The organism is Collinsella sp. AM44-11 (assembly GCF_003467145.1).
Taxonomy (GTDB): domain Bacteria; phylum Actinomycetota; class Coriobacteriia; order Coriobacteriales; family Coriobacteriaceae; genus Collinsella.
This window is the reverse complement of record NZ_QSFE01000014.1, coordinates 1-19,294: the sequence shown is the minus strand read 5'-3', so window position 1 is coordinate 19,294 and position 19,294 is coordinate 1. Positions and strand designations below refer to the sequence as shown.

The following is a 19,294-nucleotide window of genomic DNA, read 5'->3' as shown; positions in this document are numbered from 1 at the left end:
CGCCATGACACCTCTCGCAAAACGTCTCCCGCGCGAGCTGCGCCGCAATATCGGCAAGTACCTGGGCATCTTTTTGCTTATGTGCGGAAGCATCGCCCTCACGTCGGGCTTTTTGCTCGCGGCGCATTCCATCGGCTGCCTCATTGACGACATGCGCGATGCATACACGATCGAGGACGGCCGCGTGACTACCTCCTTCGAGGCCACCAAAGATCAGCTCAAGGCTGCCGAAGACGCGGCTGAGGACGTCGGCGGCGTTACGTTCTACAAGAACTTCTCTATCGACGCCATCATCAAAAAGACTGCCGGCGACGACGGCACCAAGCGGACCCTGCGCACCTATGCGCACCGCGCTAAGGTGGACATTGCGTCCTACTGTGAGGGCAAGGAACCCAAGGCGGACGACGAGGTGGCCATCGACCGCGTCTTTGCCACCAATAACGACCTCGCCATCGGCGATAAGGTCGAGCTTGAGGGCCGCACCTACACCATCTGCGGCATCATGACCCAGCCCGATAGCCAGGCGTTGTTCCTCGACAATTCGGACTTTACGGTGAACACCATCACGTACGGCGTGGCCGAGGTCACCGACGCCGGCTTTGCCGCGCTCGAGGATGCCGGTGGCGCGCCTGCCTACACCTACTCCTTCACCTTTGCCGATCGCGACCTCCCCACCGCGGATCGCATTGATGCCGAGCAGGATATGGTCGAGGCGCTGACCGACGCCGATGCGCGCGTCGACGATCTTGTCGATGCCGATTCCAACCAGGGCATTGGCTATGCGCGCGACGACGTGGACGGCGACTCCATGATGTGGATGACGTTGCTCGACATCATCATCGTGATCATGGCATTTGTCTTTGTGGTGCTCACCGACGCCACCATCGAGGAGGAGAGCGCCATCATCGGCACGCTGCTCGCCAGCGGCTATCGCCGCCGCGAGATTGTGCTGCACTACCTCGCGCTTCCCGCCATCGTGGGCGTGCTCGCGGCGCTTTTGGGTACCGCGCTCGGCGTTGCGTTCTTTACCGAGCCCATGCGCGGCCTCTATTACGGTTCGTATAGCCTGCCTCCCTTCCAGGTGTACTGGAGCTGGGAGATCTTCGTGAAGTGCGCCGTGGTTCCCGCCGCCGCGCTCATCCTCATTACGCTGGTGGGCCTGCTCCGCAAGATGGGCAAGACGCCGTTGCAGTTCCTTCGTCACGAGGCGAGCGGTAAGTCGGGTACCAAGCGCGGTCTGCAGCTGCCGGAACGCATGGGCTTTGTCTCCCGCTTCCGTCTGCGCGTTTTCCTGCGCAACCTGGGCAACTTCGCCACGCTCTTCGTGGGCATTGCGTTTGCGTCGCTGCTACTGCTCTTTGGCCTGGCGATTCTGCCCACGATGACGCACTATGCGGACAACCTGGAGACGAGCCTGGTCGCCGAGCACCAGTACACACTCAAGGCTCCGCTAGAGCTCGAGGGCACTGCCGAGGAGCGCGAGCAATGGTCGGCACTCGAGCGCTTGCAGTCGGTTGACGGCGCGCTGCTTTCTGCCGCTCAGGATGCCGATGACGAGCTTGACGACGCGGCCGATGCCGCGCAGACGGCAGCCGATGCCGCGACCGCATCTCCGTCTGCCGAGAGCCTGACTGCAGCGCAGGATGCGCTTGCTAAGGTCAAGGACAAGAAGGATGCGCTCTACGCACGCCTCGACGATCTTGCCGATGCCCTCGGCTGCGACCGCGATGAGGCTATCGACCTGATCGACAAGGCCTCTAAGATCGACACTGACAACGACGATATCCACCCGGTCAATACGACCGACAACGGCGCGGGCGCAATCGCGCAGGCCGAGAAATACGCCGTTTACCAGCTGCAATACGACCGTGGCGATGGTAATGGCGAGGAGACGATTTCCGTCTACGGCATTTCATCCGATTCGCGTTATTGGAAAGACCTCGACGTCGGCGATGGGCGCGTCGTCTTTGGCGGCGGTCTGCTCGATAAGTTTGGCTGGAGCGAGGGTCAGAAGGTCACGCTCAGCGACAAGTACGAGGGCGAGCATTATTCCCTTGAGTACGCGGGCAAGGACTGTGCCTGGGGCTCCAAGTCGGACATGAATATCTATATGAGTATCGACGACTTTAACGAGCTGTTCGACAACGACGCCGCCTACTTTAACGGCTATGTGAGCGACGAGAAGCTCGACCTCGATGCTCGTTACTTTGCCGGCGACACCACGCCCGACGACATGCGCGCCGTGGGCGACCAGTTCATCGGCATGATGAGCAAAATGATCGGAATGATGATCGGGCTCGCGGTGTTTATCTTCCTGCTGTTTATGTACCTGCTGACCAAAGCGGTGATCGACCACAGCGCCCGTTCGATCAGCTACATGAAAGTCTTTGGCTATCGCGATAGTGAGATCTCGCATCTGTACATCCGCTCGATCACGCTGTGCGTGGCGGCGTCGCTCGTGCTGAGCCTGCCGGTCATTATTGGCTCGCTCACGGCCATCTTCCGCTCGATGCTGCTCGCCTACAACGGCAATATCGAGATCTACGTGCCCGCTTGGTCCATGGCTGCATGCGTCGGCATTGGCTTTGCGACCTACCTGGTCGTGGCGCTGCTACACACGCGCTCTATCAAGCGCGTCGGCCTGGCCGAAGCCCTCAAGGTGCAAGAGTAGCAATTGGGGACGTTCTTAAACGACTAGTCATCGGGGACAGTCTTTGTCGGATTGCCGGCTCGTCGGCCGGGCTGGCAGGGACTGTCCCTGACGGCACTCATTAAAGTCTGTCCCCAATGAGTGGCCGTGCTTGACTTCAACCCCACTTCACCGGGTACCATCCTCTATGTCTGTAACGCCATATAGACCGAGGGGATATATCTATGACCGCAACCGCACCCGCAGCACCGGCAAAGGTGTACTTCACCAACCTGCGCACGCATGCTCGCGAGAGCCAGCTCGACAAACTCAAGCGCCTCATTCGCCGCGCCGGCATTGAGCAGATCGACTTCGAGAACAAGTTTGTCGCCATCAAGATTCACTTTGGCGAGCTGGGCAACCTGAGCTTTTTGCGCCCAAACTACGCCCGCGCCGTCGCCGACGTGGTGAAGGAGCTGGGCGGCAAGCCCTTCCTCACCGACTGCAACACGCTCTATGTGGGCAGCCGCAAAAACGCGCTCGAGCACATCGATACCGCCTACCAGAACGGCTTTACCCCGTATGCCACGGGCTGCCAGATCATCATCGCCGACGGCCTCAAAGGTACCGACGAGGCGCTCGTCCCGGTCGAGGGTGGCGAGTACGTGCGCGAGGCCAAGATCGGTCAGGCGCTCATGGATGCCGACATCGTGATCAGCCTCACCCACTTTAAGGGCCATGAGCAGGCTGGCTTTGGCGGTGCCATGAAGAACCTGGGTATGGGCGGCGGTAGCCGTGCCGGCAAGATGGAGCAGCACGCCGCTGGCAAGCCGAGCGTCGATACCACCAACTGCGTAGGTTGCCGTGCCTGCGAGAAGATATGCGCGCACAGCGCCATCACGTTTGACGGTACGCGTGAGCGCGAGCTTGCCAACGGCAAAACCCGTACGGTTCACGTTGCCGCTATCGACCACGATCGCTGCGTGGGCTGCGGACGCTGCATTGCGGCGTGCAACCAGGACTGCATCAAGCCCGACTATGATGCCGCGGCCGACGTACTCAACTACAAGATCGCTGAGTACACCAAGGCCATCGTCGACGGCCGCCCGAGCTTCCACATCTCGCTCGCCGTGGACATCAGCCCCAACTGCGACTGCCATCCCGAGAATGACACGCCCATCGTCAACGACATCGGCATGTTCGCGAGCTTCGACCCGGTCGCCATCGACCAGGCCTGCGCCGACGCCGTCCTGGCGTCCGAGCCGCTGCCTAACACCGAGCTTACCGACAGCGCGGCCAAGATGGAGCATAATCACGAGCATCTGGAGGGCGAGCAGGCCAAGGATCCCTTCTGCATCACGCATCCCGACACCGACTGGCGCTCCTGCATCGCGCATGCCGAGAAGATCGGCCTGGGCACGAGCAAGTACGAGCTCATCGAGGTCAAGTAGCTCTTAGCTATTGGACAAAACAAGCGCCTTTGTGGCGCAAGTCGAGCAAAAGCCGCCCGTGAGCACAGCGCCCACGGGCGGCTTTTCGGAAGTATGCGGCAAATTTCGAGACCGCCGAGCACACGACGTTTTTTGGCAACAAAACCCCTGATAAATTGTTGATAAAACTGCGGTCTGGTCGGCAGTTCCAGATTTTGCCGCATACTTCCGAAAATAGGGGGCCAGATAAAGCCCCGGACGTTGCTTTTTGCCTAAAAATTCTCGTCGAGGAAGTCGTCGACCGTATTCCAGTAGAGCTCGGGGTCGACTTGCGCGCTCTTGGCATGGGTGGCGCCGTGGATAGTGAGCTTTTGCTTGACCTTGCTGGCGCACGCCTCGTAGTTTTGGTCGAGCATGCTGTATGGTACAAAGGTGTCTTGGTCACCGTGGATAAAAAGCATGGGAACCGTCGCGCGCTTGAGCTGTTCCACGCTGCTCGCCTTATGAAAGTCGTAGCCTGCGCGCACGTTGCATACCAGGTTGGCCACATCGAGCAAGGGAAAACTGGGCAGGCCAAATACATCCTTGAGCTGCAGAGAAAACTCGTCCCAAACGCTTGTATAGCCGCAGTCCTCGATAATGCATTTCACATTTGCGGGCAGAGATCCCCCCGCTACGTTCATGGCAGTCGCCGCGCCCATCGACTCGCCAAAGACCAGGATGCGCGCCTTGGGATCGGCCGCAACAATCCGCCCGATCCACGCGACGACATCGAGTCGCTCGGGCCAGCCCATGCCGATGTAGTCACCGCCGGAACGCTCGTGGGCGCGGGCGGCGGGTGCGAGTACGTTCATGCCGCGGTCGTGGAATCGCTTGACGTATCGGGCCATACCGATGGGCTCGTTGGTATATCCATGCAGGCAGACGGCGTAGTCGTGCGTGCTCTCCGACGCAGCAAAATACCAGGCGGCAAGCTCGGTCCCGTCGTCCGCGGTGAGGCTGCTGCTCTCGCGGTTTTCCTTAAACCACGCCCGTGCCTCGCCCTCCTCGGCGTCAATCTGCTCGCCCTTTTCGGCGTCCTTGCCGTCCTGCATCATCTTCATGGTGTAGGGCGCTTGGGGATTCAGGGCAAAGTCGAACAAGAAGTTGCCGGCAAATCCGAGCAGCGCAATGACAACCACCAGTGCAACGATGCCGGCTATCTTGAGCTTTCGATGGGAATGTGCGTTTTGAGCCATACGGTATTCTCCTATAAGATGTTAATGCATCAACATTTAATGCAAGCGCATTATGGACGTTCACCGTTGATGCGTCAACAGGCAAAGAATGGGTAAACAAAGGGTCACGTATGGTGCAAATTTCGCACGCACCCAGACGCTTTGATATAGTGTTGAGAACTCTTTACGTTGGAGGATGTAACCGGCATGTCCGATTCGAGCGACAGTTCTAAGCCGCGACCCAAGACCACGGCCGTTCCACACTACACGGTGGGTGAGGAGATCATGAACTCCGTCACCCATGGTGTCGGCTGTCTGCTGGGTATCGCGGGCCTGGTGCTCCTGATTGTATTCGCTGCCCTGCGCGGCGGAGGCCCGGCCCACATGGCTGCGGCAATTGTCTATGGCGTCAGCATTATCCTCGAATACCTAGCCTCCACGCTCTACCACGCGATTCAGCCCGCGCGCGCCAAGCGCGTGTTTCGCATCATCGACCACAGCTGCATCTACTTGCTTATTGCCGGCAGCTATACGCCGTTTTGCCTCATCACGCTCGCAAACGACGGCGGCCCTGCGCTGTTCTTTGCCGTATGGGCCATCGCCATTATCGGCATCGCCCTCGAGTGCTTTATGTGCGAACGTCAACCGCACTGGGTAAGTGGCCTGGTCTACTTGCTGATGGGCTGGCTCGTTGTCTTTAAGCTGCCCGAACTTGTGGCACTGCTCAACCCCGTGGCACTTGCCCTGCTCGCCGTCGGCGGCGTGTGCTACACCGCGGGCGTGCCGTTCTATATCGCCAAAAACGTGCGCTATCTGCACAGTATTTTCCACTTGTGGGTGCTCGCCGGCAGCATCTTCCAGTTCATGGCGGTGATCCTCTTCGTAATCTAGCGACCGCGCCCATGCCCTCGCTTCCACGGGCGACCGGCGCAACTGCCCTATCCGTCACCTACGCTTACTACCCAACGTCCCGAATCTTGGAGGTTCGAGAAACTCCCGATGGACATAACCATCTCCCTTATCACCACCCTCGTTTTGACCCTCATCAACGGCTACTTCTCTATGTCCGAGATGGCGCTCACCACGGCCAAGCGCGCCGTGCTGGAGCATGAGGCCGAGGAAGGCGACAAGCGCGCCGAGCGTGCCATTAAGCTGGCTGCCGACTCCGACCAGCTGCTCGCCACCATCCAGGTCGCCATCACGCTCGTGGGCTTCGCCTCGTCCGCCGTTGCCTCGACGAGCCTGTCCGACCCGCTCGCCACGTGGCTCATGAGCTTTGGCATCGCGCCGCTCTCCGCCATCGCGCGCGGCCTGGCGCCGGTCATCATCACCGTCGCGGTCGCCTTCGTGTCCATCGTGATCGGCGAGCTCGTCCCCAAGCGCATTGGTCTGGCCAACGCCGAGGGCGTATCCAAACAGGTCGTGGGGCCGCTCTCCGTGTTCCAAAAGATCGCCCGCCCGCTCGTGTGGCTGACCGGTGCCTGCTCCGACGGCCTGGCCCGCATCCTGCGCATCAAGAGCGCCGATGACCGCCAGAACGTCTCGGAGGAAGAGATCAAGTACATGGTCTCGGAGCAGGACGACCTGCTCGACGAGGAAAAGCGCATGATCCACGAGATCTTTGACCTGGGCGACACCGTGGCTCGCGAGGTCATGGTGCCGCGCGTGGACACCACCATGTGCGAGGACGACGAGACAGTCGCCGACGTGCTGTCCACCATGCGCCAGACCGGCTTCAGCCGCATCCCCGTCTATCACGAGGACCCCGACAATGTCGCGGGCATCGCGCACATCAAGGACCTGATCCAGCCCGCGCTCGACGGCAAGGGCGACCAGCCCATTGCCGACTTTTTGCGCGACGCCACCTTTGTGCCCGATACCAAGGACATCCTGCCGCTGCTGTCCGAGATGCAGACCTCGCACGACCAGATCGTGGTCGTCGTGGACGAGTACGGCGGCACGGCCGGCATCATCACCATCGAAGATATCGTCGAGGAGATCGTCGGCGAGATCGAGGACGAGTTCGACCCCGACAACAAGTATCTCACGCGCCTTTCGCGCCGCGAGTGGCTCGTTGATGGGCGTTTTTCGTGCGATGACGCGATTGAGCTTGGTTGGCCGCTCGAGGAAAGCGATGATTATGAAACCATCGCCGGCTGGATCTTGGAGCTTTGCGACTCGGTGCCCGACATCGGAGAGGTGTTTGAGGTCGCGGGGTACAAGTTTAAAGTGCAGTCGATGCGTGGCCAGCGCATCTCGCTCATTCGCGTGATCGCTCCGGCCGAAACCGATAAGAAGGATTCCGAGTCTTCGGTAAACGAGCCGGCGGCGTCGGGTGCGGGCTCTGTGGACCCGCACGATGGCGACGAGTAGGACAAGGAAGAGTAGGGGAGAGTTATGGCAGGCCTGTTCAACATCCTTAAGGTCACCGTCAGTGAGGACAAGATCTGCGCGCATGTGCTGGTGAACCCCGGCATGCCGCTCATGACCTCGGAGGACATCGAGGCCACGGCGCGCGTGTACTACCTGGTGCCCGCGATTGCCAAGCACCTGTGCCTGGGCGATTCCGGCCGCGAGTTCCAGGACTGCATGGGTCAGACCGAGCTCTGCCATCTGCTTGAGCATGTGACGGTCGAGCTCATGAACGAGACCGGTCTCGCTGGCAGCATTTCGTGCGGCCGCACTCGCGTGAGCGAGCACGACGAGCGTGTCTTTGAGGTTGAGCTTTCGTGCCCCGACGATGCGTTGGCCATCGGCGCGCTGTCGTCGGCCACCTTTATGATGGACTGGGCGTACCTGCACGCCGACCAGCCGGCTCCCGATGTGGACGGTACGGTCGCGGGCCTGCGCAACCTGGTGCTGGGCATGCGCGCCGAGGCCGAGGGCAAAGATCCTCACGAGGCCGTCGCTGCTGCGAACGACGAAGATGCTGTCGAGGACGAGGGCGCTGACGAGGGCGATGTGCCGGTCGACGCCGAGCCCGTTGCCGATGCGACCGCCGAGCCCGTTCCCACCGAGCCCCAGGGCGTCCCCAATTTTGACGACGAGCCCCAGGTGGCGATTGATACCGAGGGCGCGGTTGCCGAGAGCCACGAGGCCTCCGCTGCCGTCTTTGGCGGTGCGGCGACGGTTCCGGCGGGACCTGCGCATGAGGGCGGCCTGCCGCTCGTGGACGGCGCCGGCGAGGACCCGGGTGCCACGGTGGCCATGCCGGCTATGCCTCAGGAGTAGGCCTACGCGTTTATCACCATCACGTACCTGCGCCTTTGCCGTACGCAGATGAGCGGAGCGGCAAGTGATGCGCTGCGGGTATAATGGACAGCATTCAAACGGTGGGCACCGACGTGCCCGCAGGAGAGGAATGATCATGGGTAAGACTTTCAGCTTTGTCTCCGGCGCACTTTTTGGTGCCGCTGCCGGCGCTATTATCGGTGTTGCTCTGGCCCCGCGCTCGGGCGCCGAGACCCGCGCCATGGCTGCCGATATCGCCAACGACGCCTGGGACAATATGCGCGACACCTACGAGCACAGCGCCGAGGAGGCCCGTGCCGCGGTGAATGACTTTGGCCCGATGGTCGACGCCAAGACCGACGACCTGCGTGCCAAGGTCGACCTGGCCCGCGAGCGCATGGACCAGCTGCGCGAGCAGCTCAACGACGCCATTTCGGGTGGCAACGTGACGCCTGCCGCCGACGTCGTGGTCGAGAACGCCGTCGAGGCTGATGCCGAGGCTGCGGAGCCCTCGACCGAGGCATAATGCGCGCCGGGGATTTTGTCGGCGCCAAGATCTATCGCAAGCCTACCGAGGACAAGCGCACCAAAAAGGACGGCACGCCGCGCAGCCCTAAAAAGCTCGGAAAGATTCACTTTCCGGTCTTTACCCCGGGCGGTACGCGTGTGGTCGGCTTTATGGTCCGCCAGTCCGATATCGCGGGCATGATCGAGCGTCCCGACCGATTCGTAGCGCTCGACGCCATTGGTGTCTACGAGGGCGCCATTGCGGTCGATGACGTTAAGGACACGTACGATGCCGCCGCGGCCAAGCGCCTCGATATCAACCTGGACGATTGCATCATCTGGGTTGGCATGGACGTGCGCACGGAATCGGGCGATGTCGTGGGCTACTGCTCGGACGTTGAGTTCAAGCCGCGCTCGGGCATCGTGCAGGCATTCTATGTGACTGCTGGTGCTGCTTCGAGTGTTTTGGTTGGTGACACGCAGGTGCCGCCGACGATGCTGCGCGGCTACGAGAACGGCGCGATGATTGTCTCGGACGAGGTCAAGGCGCTCGGGTATTCGGGCGGCGCGGCCGCCAAGGCTGCCGAGGCCAGTGTCGTGGTGGGCGACAAGGTCAAAAAGGGCGCCAAGGTGCTCGATGACAAGGGATCGGTTGCCGTGGACAAGGGCAGCCGCGCACTGGGCAAGCAGCTCGGCAAGACGCGCGGTATGTTCAAGGCCTTTAAGGACGAATATCAAAAGGCGAGCGGAGGCTCGTCAAAAGCTACAAAATAGCGACGTACCAAATGATGGGAGGCAAGCCGGAGACCTGTTGCTCCGGCTTGCTGTGTTTATGGGGGAGGGCACATGCGCCAAAACGGATCCAACTTAAACGGGCGTTCGGGTGCGCGTCCGACGGCGCGCCGCGACCTGGGGCAGCTGCCCAGCGGTCAGCGCCGTCGCCGCCGTAAGCCCGGCGCGATGTACCTCAACCATAGCCGCGGGTTTAGCGACCGCAGCGCGCGCATCGGCAACGGGCGCTCGCCGCGCCGACCGTCCCGTCTGCCCTATGCGCTCATCGCCGTGGGTTGCGCACTCGTACTGTTTATCGCTGCCGTCGTGGGCTACGTCAACCGCAGCGTGGACGTGGAGCTCAACGGCGAGAAGACCGCGGTGCGCGTGGGCTCTACGCTGCAGAATCTCATCGACGACCAGGAGTTGACTGACACCTACGACGCAGGCGACCTGCTGGCCGTCGATGACAGCGTGCTCAAGCGCCATGGCGGCGAAAAGCTGTCGGTTAAGGTGGACGGCAAGCGCATAAAACAGGGCAAATGGGATAGCCGCGAACTTGAGGGTGGCGAGAAGGTGACGGTCAAGGATGGCCGTAACACCTACGAGAAGCATGAGGTTCAGGCTACGGTTATCGAGCCCAAGCTCAAGGTCGAGGGCACGGGTGCTATCGAGTATGTGCAGACGTGGGGCGTTCAGGGCCGCTCGGAGGTGTGGGTCGGCGAGCAATCGGGTAAGACGCAGGACCGCGGCGAGGTTGTGCCCGCCACCGATTGCGTCGTTGCGTGCGCCAGCGTGGCGCCCAAGGGTAACGAAAAGTACGTTGCGCTGACGTTTGACGAGGGCCCGAGTGGCGCGACCAAGCAGATCTTGCAGGTGCTCAAGGAGAAAGGCGTCACCGCGACGTTCTTCCTGTCGGGCGATGCGGTCGAGGCCTCGTCCGCCACGGCCAAGGCGATTGTCGATGCCGGGTGCGAGATCGGATCCAACAGCTACAGCGACGATTCGCTCAAGGGTCAGGACCGTGAGGCGGTACGCGAGCAGATCGCGAAAGGCACCGATGCGATTAAGTCGGCGACCGGCGTGAAGACGATGCTGCTGCGTGCTCCCTACGCTGCCTTTGACGAGCAAAACTGGATTGATGCGATGGACCTGGTCTCCGCCGTGGTCTCGTGGAATATTGATTCGGGCGACTGGCTGCTCAACGGTGCCGACGAGCAGGTCTCAACGGTGCTCGATTCGGTGACGCCGGGCAATATCGTGCTGCTCACCGATAGAGACGAATGCGCCGAGCAGACGCTTGAGGCACTGCCGCAGATTATCGACGGTCTTGTCGCCGACGGCTACAAGATCGTGACGCTTAGCGACCTGGTCAAGACGGACACGTCGCTGAGCAAAAAGCTCACCTCGCTGACGAAGGTCACCATGCCCAAAAACGCCGTGTTGCCCCAGCTCGCCGAAAATGACGACACCACGGAATAGTCGCTTAAGAACGTCCCTAATGACTATGTCACGGATGCGTTAGCGTTAGGTATGCCTGCAATGTGCAGCGCATAAACTCGCTGCCGCAGCGCGATGCTGATGCTATAGTTACTGCGGATAATAAGGGTCAAGAGAAAGGTTACAGGTGAAATCCAAACCTCGACCATACAGTCGATGACCCCATGCAGGTGCTTTTTGCGCATGCACGGGGTGTAAGCGTCGAGCGGCGTGCCGCCCGCGCATGCGTATACATATCCAGAAGCCTCCGGACGCCGCACGCGCGGCCGCGTCCGGAGGAATAATGATGGGGAGCACCATTGAATTATCTGAGTGAGATGCTCAAATTGCCGGTCTTGGACGTCGACGGCGAAAAGCTCGGCGTGGTCAACGATTTTGGTATTGCTACCGGCGAAGTTTTTCCGCACGTGACGTCGCTCGCGTTCCGCGGCCCCGGCAAGACGCCGTTTATGATCAGCTGGCGCAAATGGGTCGACCGTATCGACGAGACGGGCGTGTATCTCAACACGTCTGCCACCAATATTCGCTTCTCGTACCTGCAGCCGACCGAGCTCCTGCTGGCGCGCGACGTGCTCAATAAGCAGATCGTCGACACGCAGGGCATGAAGGTCGTGCGCGTCAACGACATCAAGTTTTCCATGTCGGGCGAAAACCAGCTGCGCCTGTTGGGTGCCGAGGTCGGTGCCCGCGGTCTGCTGCGCGCGATCAGCCCCGCACTCGAGCACGTCGTCGAGGGCTTTATGAAGCACCTGGGCAAGCCGCTCAGCGAGGACATCATCGCTTGGTCCTACATGGACCTGCTCGACCGCTCGACTAAAAACATCCAACTCTCGGTGTCGCACAAGACGCTCGGCGAGCTGCACCCTGCCGACATCGCCGACATTATCGAGCAGCTCGACCCGCGCCTGCGTGCGCAGGTGTTTGCGCAGCTCGATACTGCCCAGGCCGCCGAGGCCATCTCGGAGTTCGATGACGACGAGCTTATGACCGAGATGCTCGAGGGCCTGTCCGACACCGACGCATCGTCGATGCTGGCCATGATGGACCCGGACGACGCTGCCGACCTGATCGACGAGCTTGATTACGAGAAGGCCGAGAAGCTCCTGCGCCTGATGGGCGTCAAGGAGGAGAAGGCGATTCGTAACCTGCTGGGGTATGAGGACAACACCGCCGGCCGCATTATGACCTCGGAGTTTGTCTCCCTGCCCGCTACGGCAACGGTCGGTGACGCCATCGAGGCGATTCGCGAGCTCGACGAGGACTTCGAGAGCGTCTATTACGTCTATACCGAGGATCCGAGTGGCATGCTGACCGGCGTGCTTTCGCTGCGCACGCTGATCGTAGCCGACCGCGACGCCACGCTGGGTCAGTTGGCCTATCGCGACCTGGTCTATGTGTCGCCCGACGAGGACCAGGAAGACGTGACGGACGAGATGACCAAGTACGACCTGGTCGCTATCCCCGTCTGCGACGAGAACCGCCACATCCTGGGCATCGTGACCTTCGACGACGCCATGGACGTTATCGCCGAGGAGCATCAGGAGGACCTGCAGATCGCCGGTGTCGGCTCGGGTGACAGCGCGTCCGACGACTCGACGAACGTGCTCAGCTGGTTCGTGCATCGCCAGTACTGGGTTGTTGTATGGGGCATCGCATCGTGCATCATGGCGACCGTGCTGGGAACGGCGCTCGGCTCCGCGCATCTGGTGGTGTTCCCCATGTGCGCCATGCCGCTCGTGCTGCTGGCGGCCTCGCGCATGGTGTCGTTCGTCAAGAACTACTTCCTGGAGTATGACGGTCACGACGACGAGCCCAAGCCGTATCTGGGGTTCTTCTTCCAGAGCACGGGCATGGGCCTGATTCTGTCGCTCGTGACCTACCTGTGCGCCCAGCTGGTGCGCACCGCTGCGTTCCCCGATGCGCCCATGTTTGAGGAGCAACTCTTTACCGGGTGCTTTAATATCGCTGCCATCATTTGCCTGGTTGGCAACATGAGTGCCGTGATTTACCTGATGGTGCTGTTCTGGCGTGACGAGCATGACCTCAACACGTCGGGCACCGCCATGAACGTCATTGCCGTCATGATCTCGTGTGTGGCGTATTGCATCGCCGCGGTGCTGCTCGCCATGTCGGTCATGGGTTAGGTGGTCGCGTGCAAAATACCAAGCAAAAGTCGGGCACCAAGCAAAAGCTGACCATCGCGGCCATCTTTGGCGCTATGGGTCCCGGTCTGCTGGCGGCGCTTTCGGGCAATGACGCCGGCGGCATTGCAACGTATTCCAGTGCGGGCGCCAGCTATGGCTACAAGATGCTCTGGATGCTTCCCGTCATGACTGTGCTGCTCATCGTGACGCAGGAGACCGCGGCGCGTTGCGGCTGCGTGACGGGCAAGGGCCTGGCATCGCTCATTCGCGAGCGCTTTGGCGTGCGCAAGAGTGTACTTGCTATGGCGGCGCTGTTGATCGCCAACACGGCTGTGACCATTTCGGAGTTTGCGGGCATCGCCAGCGGTCTTGCTCTCTTTGGCGTGCCGGCGAGCATCTCGGTGCCGTTGGTGGCGCTGCTGGTATGGATGCTTACCATGTCGGGTAGTTTCCAGCGCATCGAGAAGATTTTGCTGCTGGTAAGCTGCGTGTTCGTGACCTACATCGTCGCCGCGTTTATGGCCGGCCCCAACTGGGGCGAGGTCGCGGTCGACTTGGTCGTCCCCAATATTCAAAACGACCCCAGCTACGTGTCGCTCGTGGTCGCAACGATCGGTACCACCATCGCACCGTGGATGATTTTCTTGGCGCAGAACAACGTGGTCGATAAGAACGCGGGCGAGGACGACATCGTGCTGCAGCGTATTGATACCGTGAGCGGCTCGCTTGCTGCCGATGTCATTGCCGGCTTCATTATCATCACGACCGGCACGGTATTGTTCCCGGCGGGTATTCAGATTAGCGATGCTGCCGATGCTGCCCGCGCGCTGGAGCCTATTGCGGGTCAGTGGTCCACGGTACTGTTTGCCTCGGGCCTGGTCGCGGCGAGCTTCTTGGCTGCCTGCGTGCTGCCGGGCGTTACGTCGAGCGCTATCTGCGAGGCATTTGGCTGGGAGCGCGGTGCCGACCGCAGCTGGGACGAGGCCCCGGTCTATCGCGGCATCATTACGGCCATCATCGGTATCTCTGCCGTGCTGGTGCTTATGCCCGGCGTCGATTTGTTCCAGATTATGATGACCTCGCAGGTCATCAATGGCGTGCTACTGCCCGTGGTTCTGGTGTTCCAGGTGGTTATCGCCGCCGACCGTCACATTATGGGTGCCAACCGCAACGGCCGCGTGTGGAATGTGCTCACGTGGGCGACTATCGCCGTGATTACGGTGCTCACGGTCGTCATGTTTGTCCTGCAGGCGATGGGTTACAGCGCTTAGCGCCTCTTTTGGACTCCAAACAGGCCGCCGCCATGGGCTGCGGCCTGTTTTTTTGCCCGCGACCTCTTGGGGCCGACTCTAAAAGAGTGATTTTGGGTTGTTTGCTGCAGGTTACTTGTCGGTGCCCAGCTTGTGCGGCTTGAGAGCGAGCGCATTGACGAGCGCGTCGGTGGCAGACTTGACGGCCGCCGGCTGCGGATCGTTGACGTGATCCTCGGGATGCACGGGCAGGTCCTTCTTGACTGCATCGTGGATCAAGTTGAGGTACTCAGTCACGCCAGTGGTCGACAGGTGCGTGCCATCGCCATCGAACAGGTCGTTGCGATTGGCACTGTATCCGTACCAGTCGATAACGCGCACGTTCTTGTAGCGCGTAGCAGCGTTGGCGATGGCCTGGTTGGTAGAGCCAACCCACGGCTGCGGGCTGCGCGTGTTCACAAACACCACAATACGCTTATCTCCTGCATCGGTCATGATGGCGTCGATCTGGTCGTCGGTTACCAAGCCGTTGGTGCCCAGTGCAAAGACCACGATCTTGCCGGCAAGGTTCTGTTGGAGATAGCCCTCAAATGTCGCGCGGCCCGCATCAAACTGGCGGCCCTTTTCGGCATCGATGTGACTGTGGGGGAACACGCCGTCAAAGGAATCAACGGCGCGCAGCGACACGGAGTCACCGATCATCAGCAGGTCGTAGGATCCGTCGGGGAAGCCGTCGTTGTCCTTGTCGGTGCCGTCGGCCGCCTGCTGGTCGGTGGGCGCGGTGTTTTTGGCTTCCTTGTTGAGGACTTCGGCGCCCTCACCGCTCAGTGCGGAGGTCTCCGGCACAAAAATCAGGCCGCCCAGCGCGATAACAAGCACAATCCCGCAAGTGGCGCACACGGGAATATGCGCGCGCACCCAGTTGGCGGGCGTGGTGGTGCCGTCGCGGAATTCGGATACGGTGCGCCCAAAGGCACCCTTTCTAAACGGCGTCTCGATAAAGCGATATGAGCATTCGGCTACGGCGACCACCAACAACACCTGCAAAATGTACTGCCACCACGGCGTATCGTTGATGTTGGCGACCGGGTTCATGAGCAACAGTAGCGGATAGTGCCACAGGTAGATGCTGTACGAGCGCTTGCCAACCCACACGAGCGGCTCGGCGGACAGCGCGCGGGCAACCATTCCCTGGGGCTGCACGCAGGCCGCGATGACCATGAGCGTGAGGATGGAGCATAACAGCGTGCCGCCGCGATACTGGAACGCGGTGTAGCCGTTGGTGAGCGCGACCATGGCGGCAAGGCCAACCAGACCCACGACGCCCAACACATCGATGGATGCGGGCGAGGACCAAAAGCGCACGAGGGCGCTCGGCTGTGCCGGGACGGTCTCGGCTGCGCCGTCGGTCGTAGCGTCATGCTTGCTTTCGGCGTTCTTGCCGTGCTTGGCGGCGCCAGCCAGGCGATTGAGCCCCAAACGATGAGCGAGACACACCGGCGCCAGGTCGCGATCGGGGATAAAGGCCATCCAGGCGCCCAGCAGCAGCGAGAAGACGCGGGTGTCGGTGCCGTAGTACACGCGGCTGGGGTCGGCGGCGGGGTTATAGAGCACCATCATGGCGATGGCGGAGACAGCAGCCAGTCCCAGAACCATGCGGCGCGTGTTGGGCTTGCTCATGTGCATGGATACCATAGCGAGCAGCAGCGGGGGCCAAACCAGGTAGAACTGTTCCTCGATGGCGAGCGACCAAAAGTGCGTAAGCGGCGAGGGATCGCCCAGGGCATTGAAGTACGAGACGTTTTGGGCAATCTGCCACCAGTTGTTGAAGAACAGCAGCGACGGCAGGATGTCAGGGCGCATCTTGGTGAGCATCACGTGGTTAAAGATGGTGCACAGCGCGCAGGTCACGAACACTACCGTTACCACGGCGGGGACCAGGCGACGGATGCGGCGAATCCAGAAGCTCTTAAGGTCGATACGGCCGGTCTTAGCGACTTCGTTGAGCAGCAAGCGCGTGATCAGATAGCCCGAAAGCACAAAGAAGATCGTGACGCCAAGCAGGCCGCCCTGAGCCCACGTGAGGTTGAGGTGATAGAGCACCACCGCGACGACGGCAAGCGTGCGCAGACCGTCGAGCGCAGGGATGTAGCGGGACTTGGGGCGAGCAGGCGTCTGCTCCGCGGCGGGAGTGTTGGCGCGGCCCGCGTTGTTGGCAGAAGCGCGATGGGGGCTCGCGGTGCGTCGCGGCTCGTTGGCACGGCGCTCGCCCTTCACGCGTTCGTGCGGCGCCGGCTCGTTGCCCGTGCGGCGTCGACCGCGCGAGCCCGATTGCGAGAATTGTTCCATAAAACATCATCCAATGACGAGAATAATCAGCACGTATTCATTGTAGCTGCCTGCCCCTGTGAATGCTTGCTGCTGGCGCAAGCTCAAGCGCGCGTCCACATCAAAGTGGACTAAAGTTATAGGGGGTGCGAGAGTGCACAATCGTTGGTCGACGGTGGGCGCAAAGCCTGAAGACGAGGAGGTTTCCATGGCGGATCACAGCATCGTTGCGGTGTTCGGCAGCATGAACATGGACCTTTCGGTGGCGTGCGAGCGCATGCCGCGCGCGGGCGAGACCGTCGGTGGCAGCGGTTTTATCACCAACGCCGGCGGTAAGGGAGCCAATCAGGCCGTTGCCGCTGCGCGCATGGGTGCGCGCACGTGCATGATTGGCGCTGTTGGGCGCGATACCTTTGGCGATGCGCTTGTGGCAGGGCTCCAGGATGCCGGCGTGGGCGTTGAGTTTGTGGCGCGTCGCGATGACGTGGAGACCGGTACCGCGACTATCATTCGCTGTGAGAGCGACAACCGCATCGTGCTGTCGCCGGGCGCTAACCATGCGCTTGCGGGCGAGGACGTTGCCCGCGCACTGAGGCGCTTGGTGGCCGACGAGCTCGACGGCGATGCCAGCGAGATTGCCCCGGCTGCCGGAAGCGTCTTTATTGCCCAGGGCGAATGTGACCTTGCAGCAACGGCCGCGGCGCTTTCTTGCGCTCACGAGCTGGGGTTCTATACGATCTTTAACCCGGCGCCCGCCTGCGACCTGCCGGCAGGAGCGTGGCCTGCGGTCGACCTGGTCTGCCCCAACGAGACCGAGTGCCAGGTGCTGACGGGCATTCTGCCCACAGATGATGCGAGCTGCGTCGCCGCGCTCAATGCGCTGCTCGATAAGGGCGCCGGGGCTGCGGTCATCACGCTGGGCGGCGCCGGCTCGGTTACGCTCGGCGATGGCGGTGAGCCGCTGCGCATGCCGGCGCTTTCGAGCGTGGTGGTCGATACGACGGCCGCGGGCGATACATTTATTGGCGCGCTTGCTGCAGCTCGTCTGGAGGGCCTGCCGCTCTTTGAGTGCATGGCGGCGGGCGCTCGCGCCTCGGCGGTGACGGTGTCGCGCCTGGGCGCTCAGCAATCAATTCCCACGCGTACGGAAGTCGAGCACAAGTTTGGTTTAGACGGTTTGGATGTAGACGGAGAAGCGGAGTAGAACAATGGCAACCAAGAAGCTGATCCTTGATCTGGATATGGGTGTGGATGATGCGATGGCGCTCGCCTATGCCATCGCAAGCCCCGAGGTGGAGCTCGTCGGCATCACCACGTGCTTTGGTAACGTGCGCGTCGAGCAGTCGGCGCACAACTGCTTGGCGGTGCTCGACCTGTTGGGTCGTCCCGAGGTGCCGGTGTACCTGGGCGCCGATCGTCCCATGAAGGCGACCGAACCCTACACGCCGCCGGCGTCCACCACGCTTATCCACGGCAAGAACGGTATTGGCGGCGCAAGCGTGCCCGCCTCGCCGTACGAGCCAGTGGGCGCGACGTCGGCCGATGGCAATGCGGCGGTCGATTACCTGATTGATGCCGCGCGTACCTATGGTCCCGATCTGGTCTACGTTGCGACCGGCCCGCTCACCAATCTGGCGCTTGCCCTGGAGCGCGATGCGGCGGCGATGATGTCCATCGGCCGCGTGGTCGTGATGGGCGGTGCGCTTACCGTGCCCGGCAACGTGAGTGCGGGCGCCGAGGCCAACATGGCGGGCGACCCCGAGGCTGCCGACGCCGTGTTGCGCTCGGGCCGCAAGCTCACCATGGTGGGCTTGGATGTGACGCACCGCGTGGTGCTCACACGTCGCGACGTTGCCGGCTGGACGGGCTCGGGCACTATGGCTGGCTGCGCGTTTGCGAGCATGGTCGAGCACTATATCGGTTCGTACGAAATGAACGCGCCCTACCTGGGCGGCTGCGCGCTGCACGATCCGCTGGCGGTTGCCGTGGCGATTGATCCCACACTCGTGGGTGCGCTCGGCTGCAATCTTCGTGTCGACCTGCTGGGCGAGTATCGCGGCCGCACCATCTGCGACGAGCACCGTCTGTCCGATCCAGATAAGAGCGCGCTCGTGGCGCTCACCGTGGACGCCCCACGCTTCCTGTCCGAGTTCAAGGCGCGTATGGCCCGCGTCCTGGGCTAAATGTTTTTCACGCCCCGCCCCAAGTAGTCAATTTGGGACGGGGCTTTTTTAGCTACCGAGCAAATGGTTGATTTCCGATCTCAGCCGAACACATTGAGCAAATA

General features: G+C 61.6%; 14 protein-coding genes. 12 read left to right on the top strand and 2 right to left on the bottom strand.

The annotated features are described in order from the left end of the window. The first annotated feature begins 4 nt into the window (after positions 1-4). Together DW943_RS08635 and DW943_RS08630 are read left to right on the top strand one after the other, a co-directional pair. Entirely contained in the window at positions 5-2,671 is a 2,667-nt protein-coding gene (locus DW943_RS08635) for an ABC transporter permease (RefSeq protein WP_117862771.1), read from the top strand. Positions 2,672-2,874: 203 nt separating this feature from the next. Continuing rightward, the gene (locus DW943_RS08630) at positions 2,875-4,080 is read left to right on the top strand and encodes a DUF362 domain-containing protein (protein ID WP_117862770.1); all 1,206 of its coding nucleotides are present in this window, start codon (positions 2,875-2,877) and stop codon (positions 4,078-4,080) included. Between the two features lie 251 nt (positions 4,081-4,331). Here the strand turns inward: DW943_RS08630 and DW943_RS08625 are convergent, their stop codons facing one another. Next, the gene (locus DW943_RS08625) at positions 4,332-5,297 is read right to left on the bottom strand and encodes an alpha/beta hydrolase (protein ID WP_117862769.1); all 966 of its coding nucleotides are present in this window, start codon (positions 5,295-5,297) and stop codon (positions 4,332-4,334) included. 186 nt (positions 5,298-5,483) lie between these two features. Here DW943_RS08625 and DW943_RS08620 point away from each other — a divergent pair, with 186 nt between their 5' ends. The 8 genes from DW943_RS08620 (at position 5,484) to DW943_RS08585 (ending at position 14,700) form a co-directional block, all read left to right on the top strand. Then, on the top strand, positions 5,484-6,167 hold the full coding sequence (locus DW943_RS08620; protein ID WP_199572858.1) for a hemolysin III family protein: 684 nt from the start codon (positions 5,484-5,486) through the stop codon (positions 6,165-6,167). Positions 6,168-6,275: 108 nt separating this feature from the next. Then, entirely contained in the window at positions 6,276-7,649 is a 1,374-nt protein-coding gene (locus DW943_RS08615) for a hemolysin family protein (RefSeq protein WP_117862768.1), read from the top strand. 24 nt (positions 7,650-7,673) lie between these two features. Beyond that, positions 7,674-8,507, top strand: coding sequence for a hypothetical protein (locus tag DW943_RS10705; RefSeq protein WP_233543638.1), 834 nt, complete (start codon positions 7,674-7,676; stop codon positions 8,505-8,507). 136 nt (positions 8,508-8,643) lie between these two features. After that, positions 8,644-9,033, top strand: a complete 390-nt coding sequence (locus tag DW943_RS08605; protein ID WP_117778776.1) for a YtxH domain-containing protein — start codon at positions 8,644-8,646, stop codon at positions 9,031-9,033. Beyond that, entirely contained in the window at positions 9,033-9,788 is a 756-nt protein-coding gene (locus DW943_RS08600) for a PRC-barrel domain containing protein (protein ID WP_117634575.1), read from the top strand. The genes DW943_RS08605 and DW943_RS08600 overlap by 1 nt, the downstream gene beginning before the upstream one ends. Before the next feature lie 72 nt (positions 9,789-9,860). After that, positions 9,861-11,267: a polysaccharide deacetylase family protein gene (locus DW943_RS08595; protein ID WP_233543637.1), complete on the top strand. Its 1,407-nt coding sequence runs from the start codon at positions 9,861-9,863 to the stop codon at positions 11,265-11,267. A gap of 317 nt (positions 11,268-11,584) precedes the next feature. Beyond that, positions 11,585-13,429 (top strand): magnesium transporter, encoded by a 1,845-nt coding sequence (locus tag DW943_RS08590; RefSeq protein WP_117735884.1) that lies wholly within the window; start codon positions 11,585-11,587, stop codon positions 13,427-13,429. A 74-nt stretch (positions 13,430-13,503) separates the two neighbouring features. Further along, complete coding sequence (locus DW943_RS08585; protein ID WP_099432833.1) at positions 13,504-14,700, top strand: Nramp family divalent metal transporter; 1,197 nt, start codon at positions 13,504-13,506, stop codon at positions 14,698-14,700. A 111-nt stretch (positions 14,701-14,811) separates the two neighbouring features. Here the strand turns inward: DW943_RS08585 and DW943_RS08580 are convergent, their stop codons facing one another. Next, positions 14,812-17,028, bottom strand: a complete 2,217-nt coding sequence (locus DW943_RS08580) for an acyltransferase family protein (RefSeq protein ID WP_117817884.1) — start codon at positions 17,026-17,028, stop codon at positions 14,812-14,814. Positions 17,029-17,215: 187 nt separating this feature from the next. Between DW943_RS08580 and DW943_RS08575 the strand changes: the two genes are divergently transcribed. Beyond that, the gene (locus DW943_RS08575; protein WP_117735886.1) at positions 17,216-18,211 is read left to right on the top strand and encodes a ribokinase; all 996 of its coding nucleotides are present in this window, start codon (positions 17,216-17,218) and stop codon (positions 18,209-18,211) included. Positions 18,212-18,215: 4 nt separating this feature from the next. Continuing rightward, the gene (locus DW943_RS08570; protein WP_117564514.1) at positions 18,216-19,190 is read left to right on the top strand and encodes a nucleoside hydrolase; all 975 of its coding nucleotides are present in this window, start codon (positions 18,216-18,218) and stop codon (positions 19,188-19,190) included. Positions 19,191-19,294: the final 104 nt, after the last annotated feature.

Bases quoted from the DNA above. Each gene is read 5' to 3' on its own strand.
- DW943_RS08635 (WP_117862771.1), top strand. From the start codon at position 5: ATGACACCTCTCGCAAAACGTCTCCCGCGCGAGCTGCGCCGCAATATC.
- DW943_RS08630 (WP_117862770.1), top strand. From the start codon at position 2,875: ATGACCGCAACCGCACCCGCAGCACCGGCAAAGGTGTACTTCACCAAC.
- DW943_RS08625 (WP_117862769.1), bottom strand. From the start codon at position 5,297: ATGGCTCAAAACGCACATTCCCATCGAAAGCTCAAGATAGCCGGCATC.
- DW943_RS08620 (WP_199572858.1), top strand. From the start codon at position 5,484: ATGTCCGATTCGAGCGACAGTTCTAAGCCGCGACCCAAGACCACGGCC.
- DW943_RS08615 (WP_117862768.1), top strand. From the start codon at position 6,276: ATGGACATAACCATCTCCCTTATCACCACCCTCGTTTTGACCCTCATC.
- DW943_RS10705 (WP_233543638.1), top strand. From the start codon at position 7,674: ATGGCAGGCCTGTTCAACATCCTTAAGGTCACCGTCAGTGAGGACAAG.
- DW943_RS08605 (WP_117778776.1), top strand. From the start codon at position 8,644: ATGGGTAAGACTTTCAGCTTTGTCTCCGGCGCACTTTTTGGTGCCGCT.
- DW943_RS08600 (WP_117634575.1), top strand. From the start codon at position 9,033: ATGCGCGCCGGGGATTTTGTCGGCGCCAAGATCTATCGCAAGCCTACC.
- DW943_RS08595 (WP_233543637.1), top strand. From the start codon at position 9,861: ATGCGCCAAAACGGATCCAACTTAAACGGGCGTTCGGGTGCGCGTCCG.
- DW943_RS08585 (WP_099432833.1), top strand. From the start codon at position 13,504: ATGGGTCCCGGTCTGCTGGCGGCGCTTTCGGGCAATGACGCCGGCGGC.
- DW943_RS08580 (WP_117817884.1), bottom strand. From the start codon at position 17,028: ATGGAACAATTCTCGCAATCGGGCTCGCGCGGTCGACGCCGCACGGGC.
- DW943_RS08575 (WP_117735886.1), top strand. From the start codon at position 17,216: ATGGCGGATCACAGCATCGTTGCGGTGTTCGGCAGCATGAACATGGAC.
- DW943_RS08570 (WP_117564514.1), top strand. From the start codon at position 18,216: ATGGCAACCAAGAAGCTGATCCTTGATCTGGATATGGGTGTGGATGAT.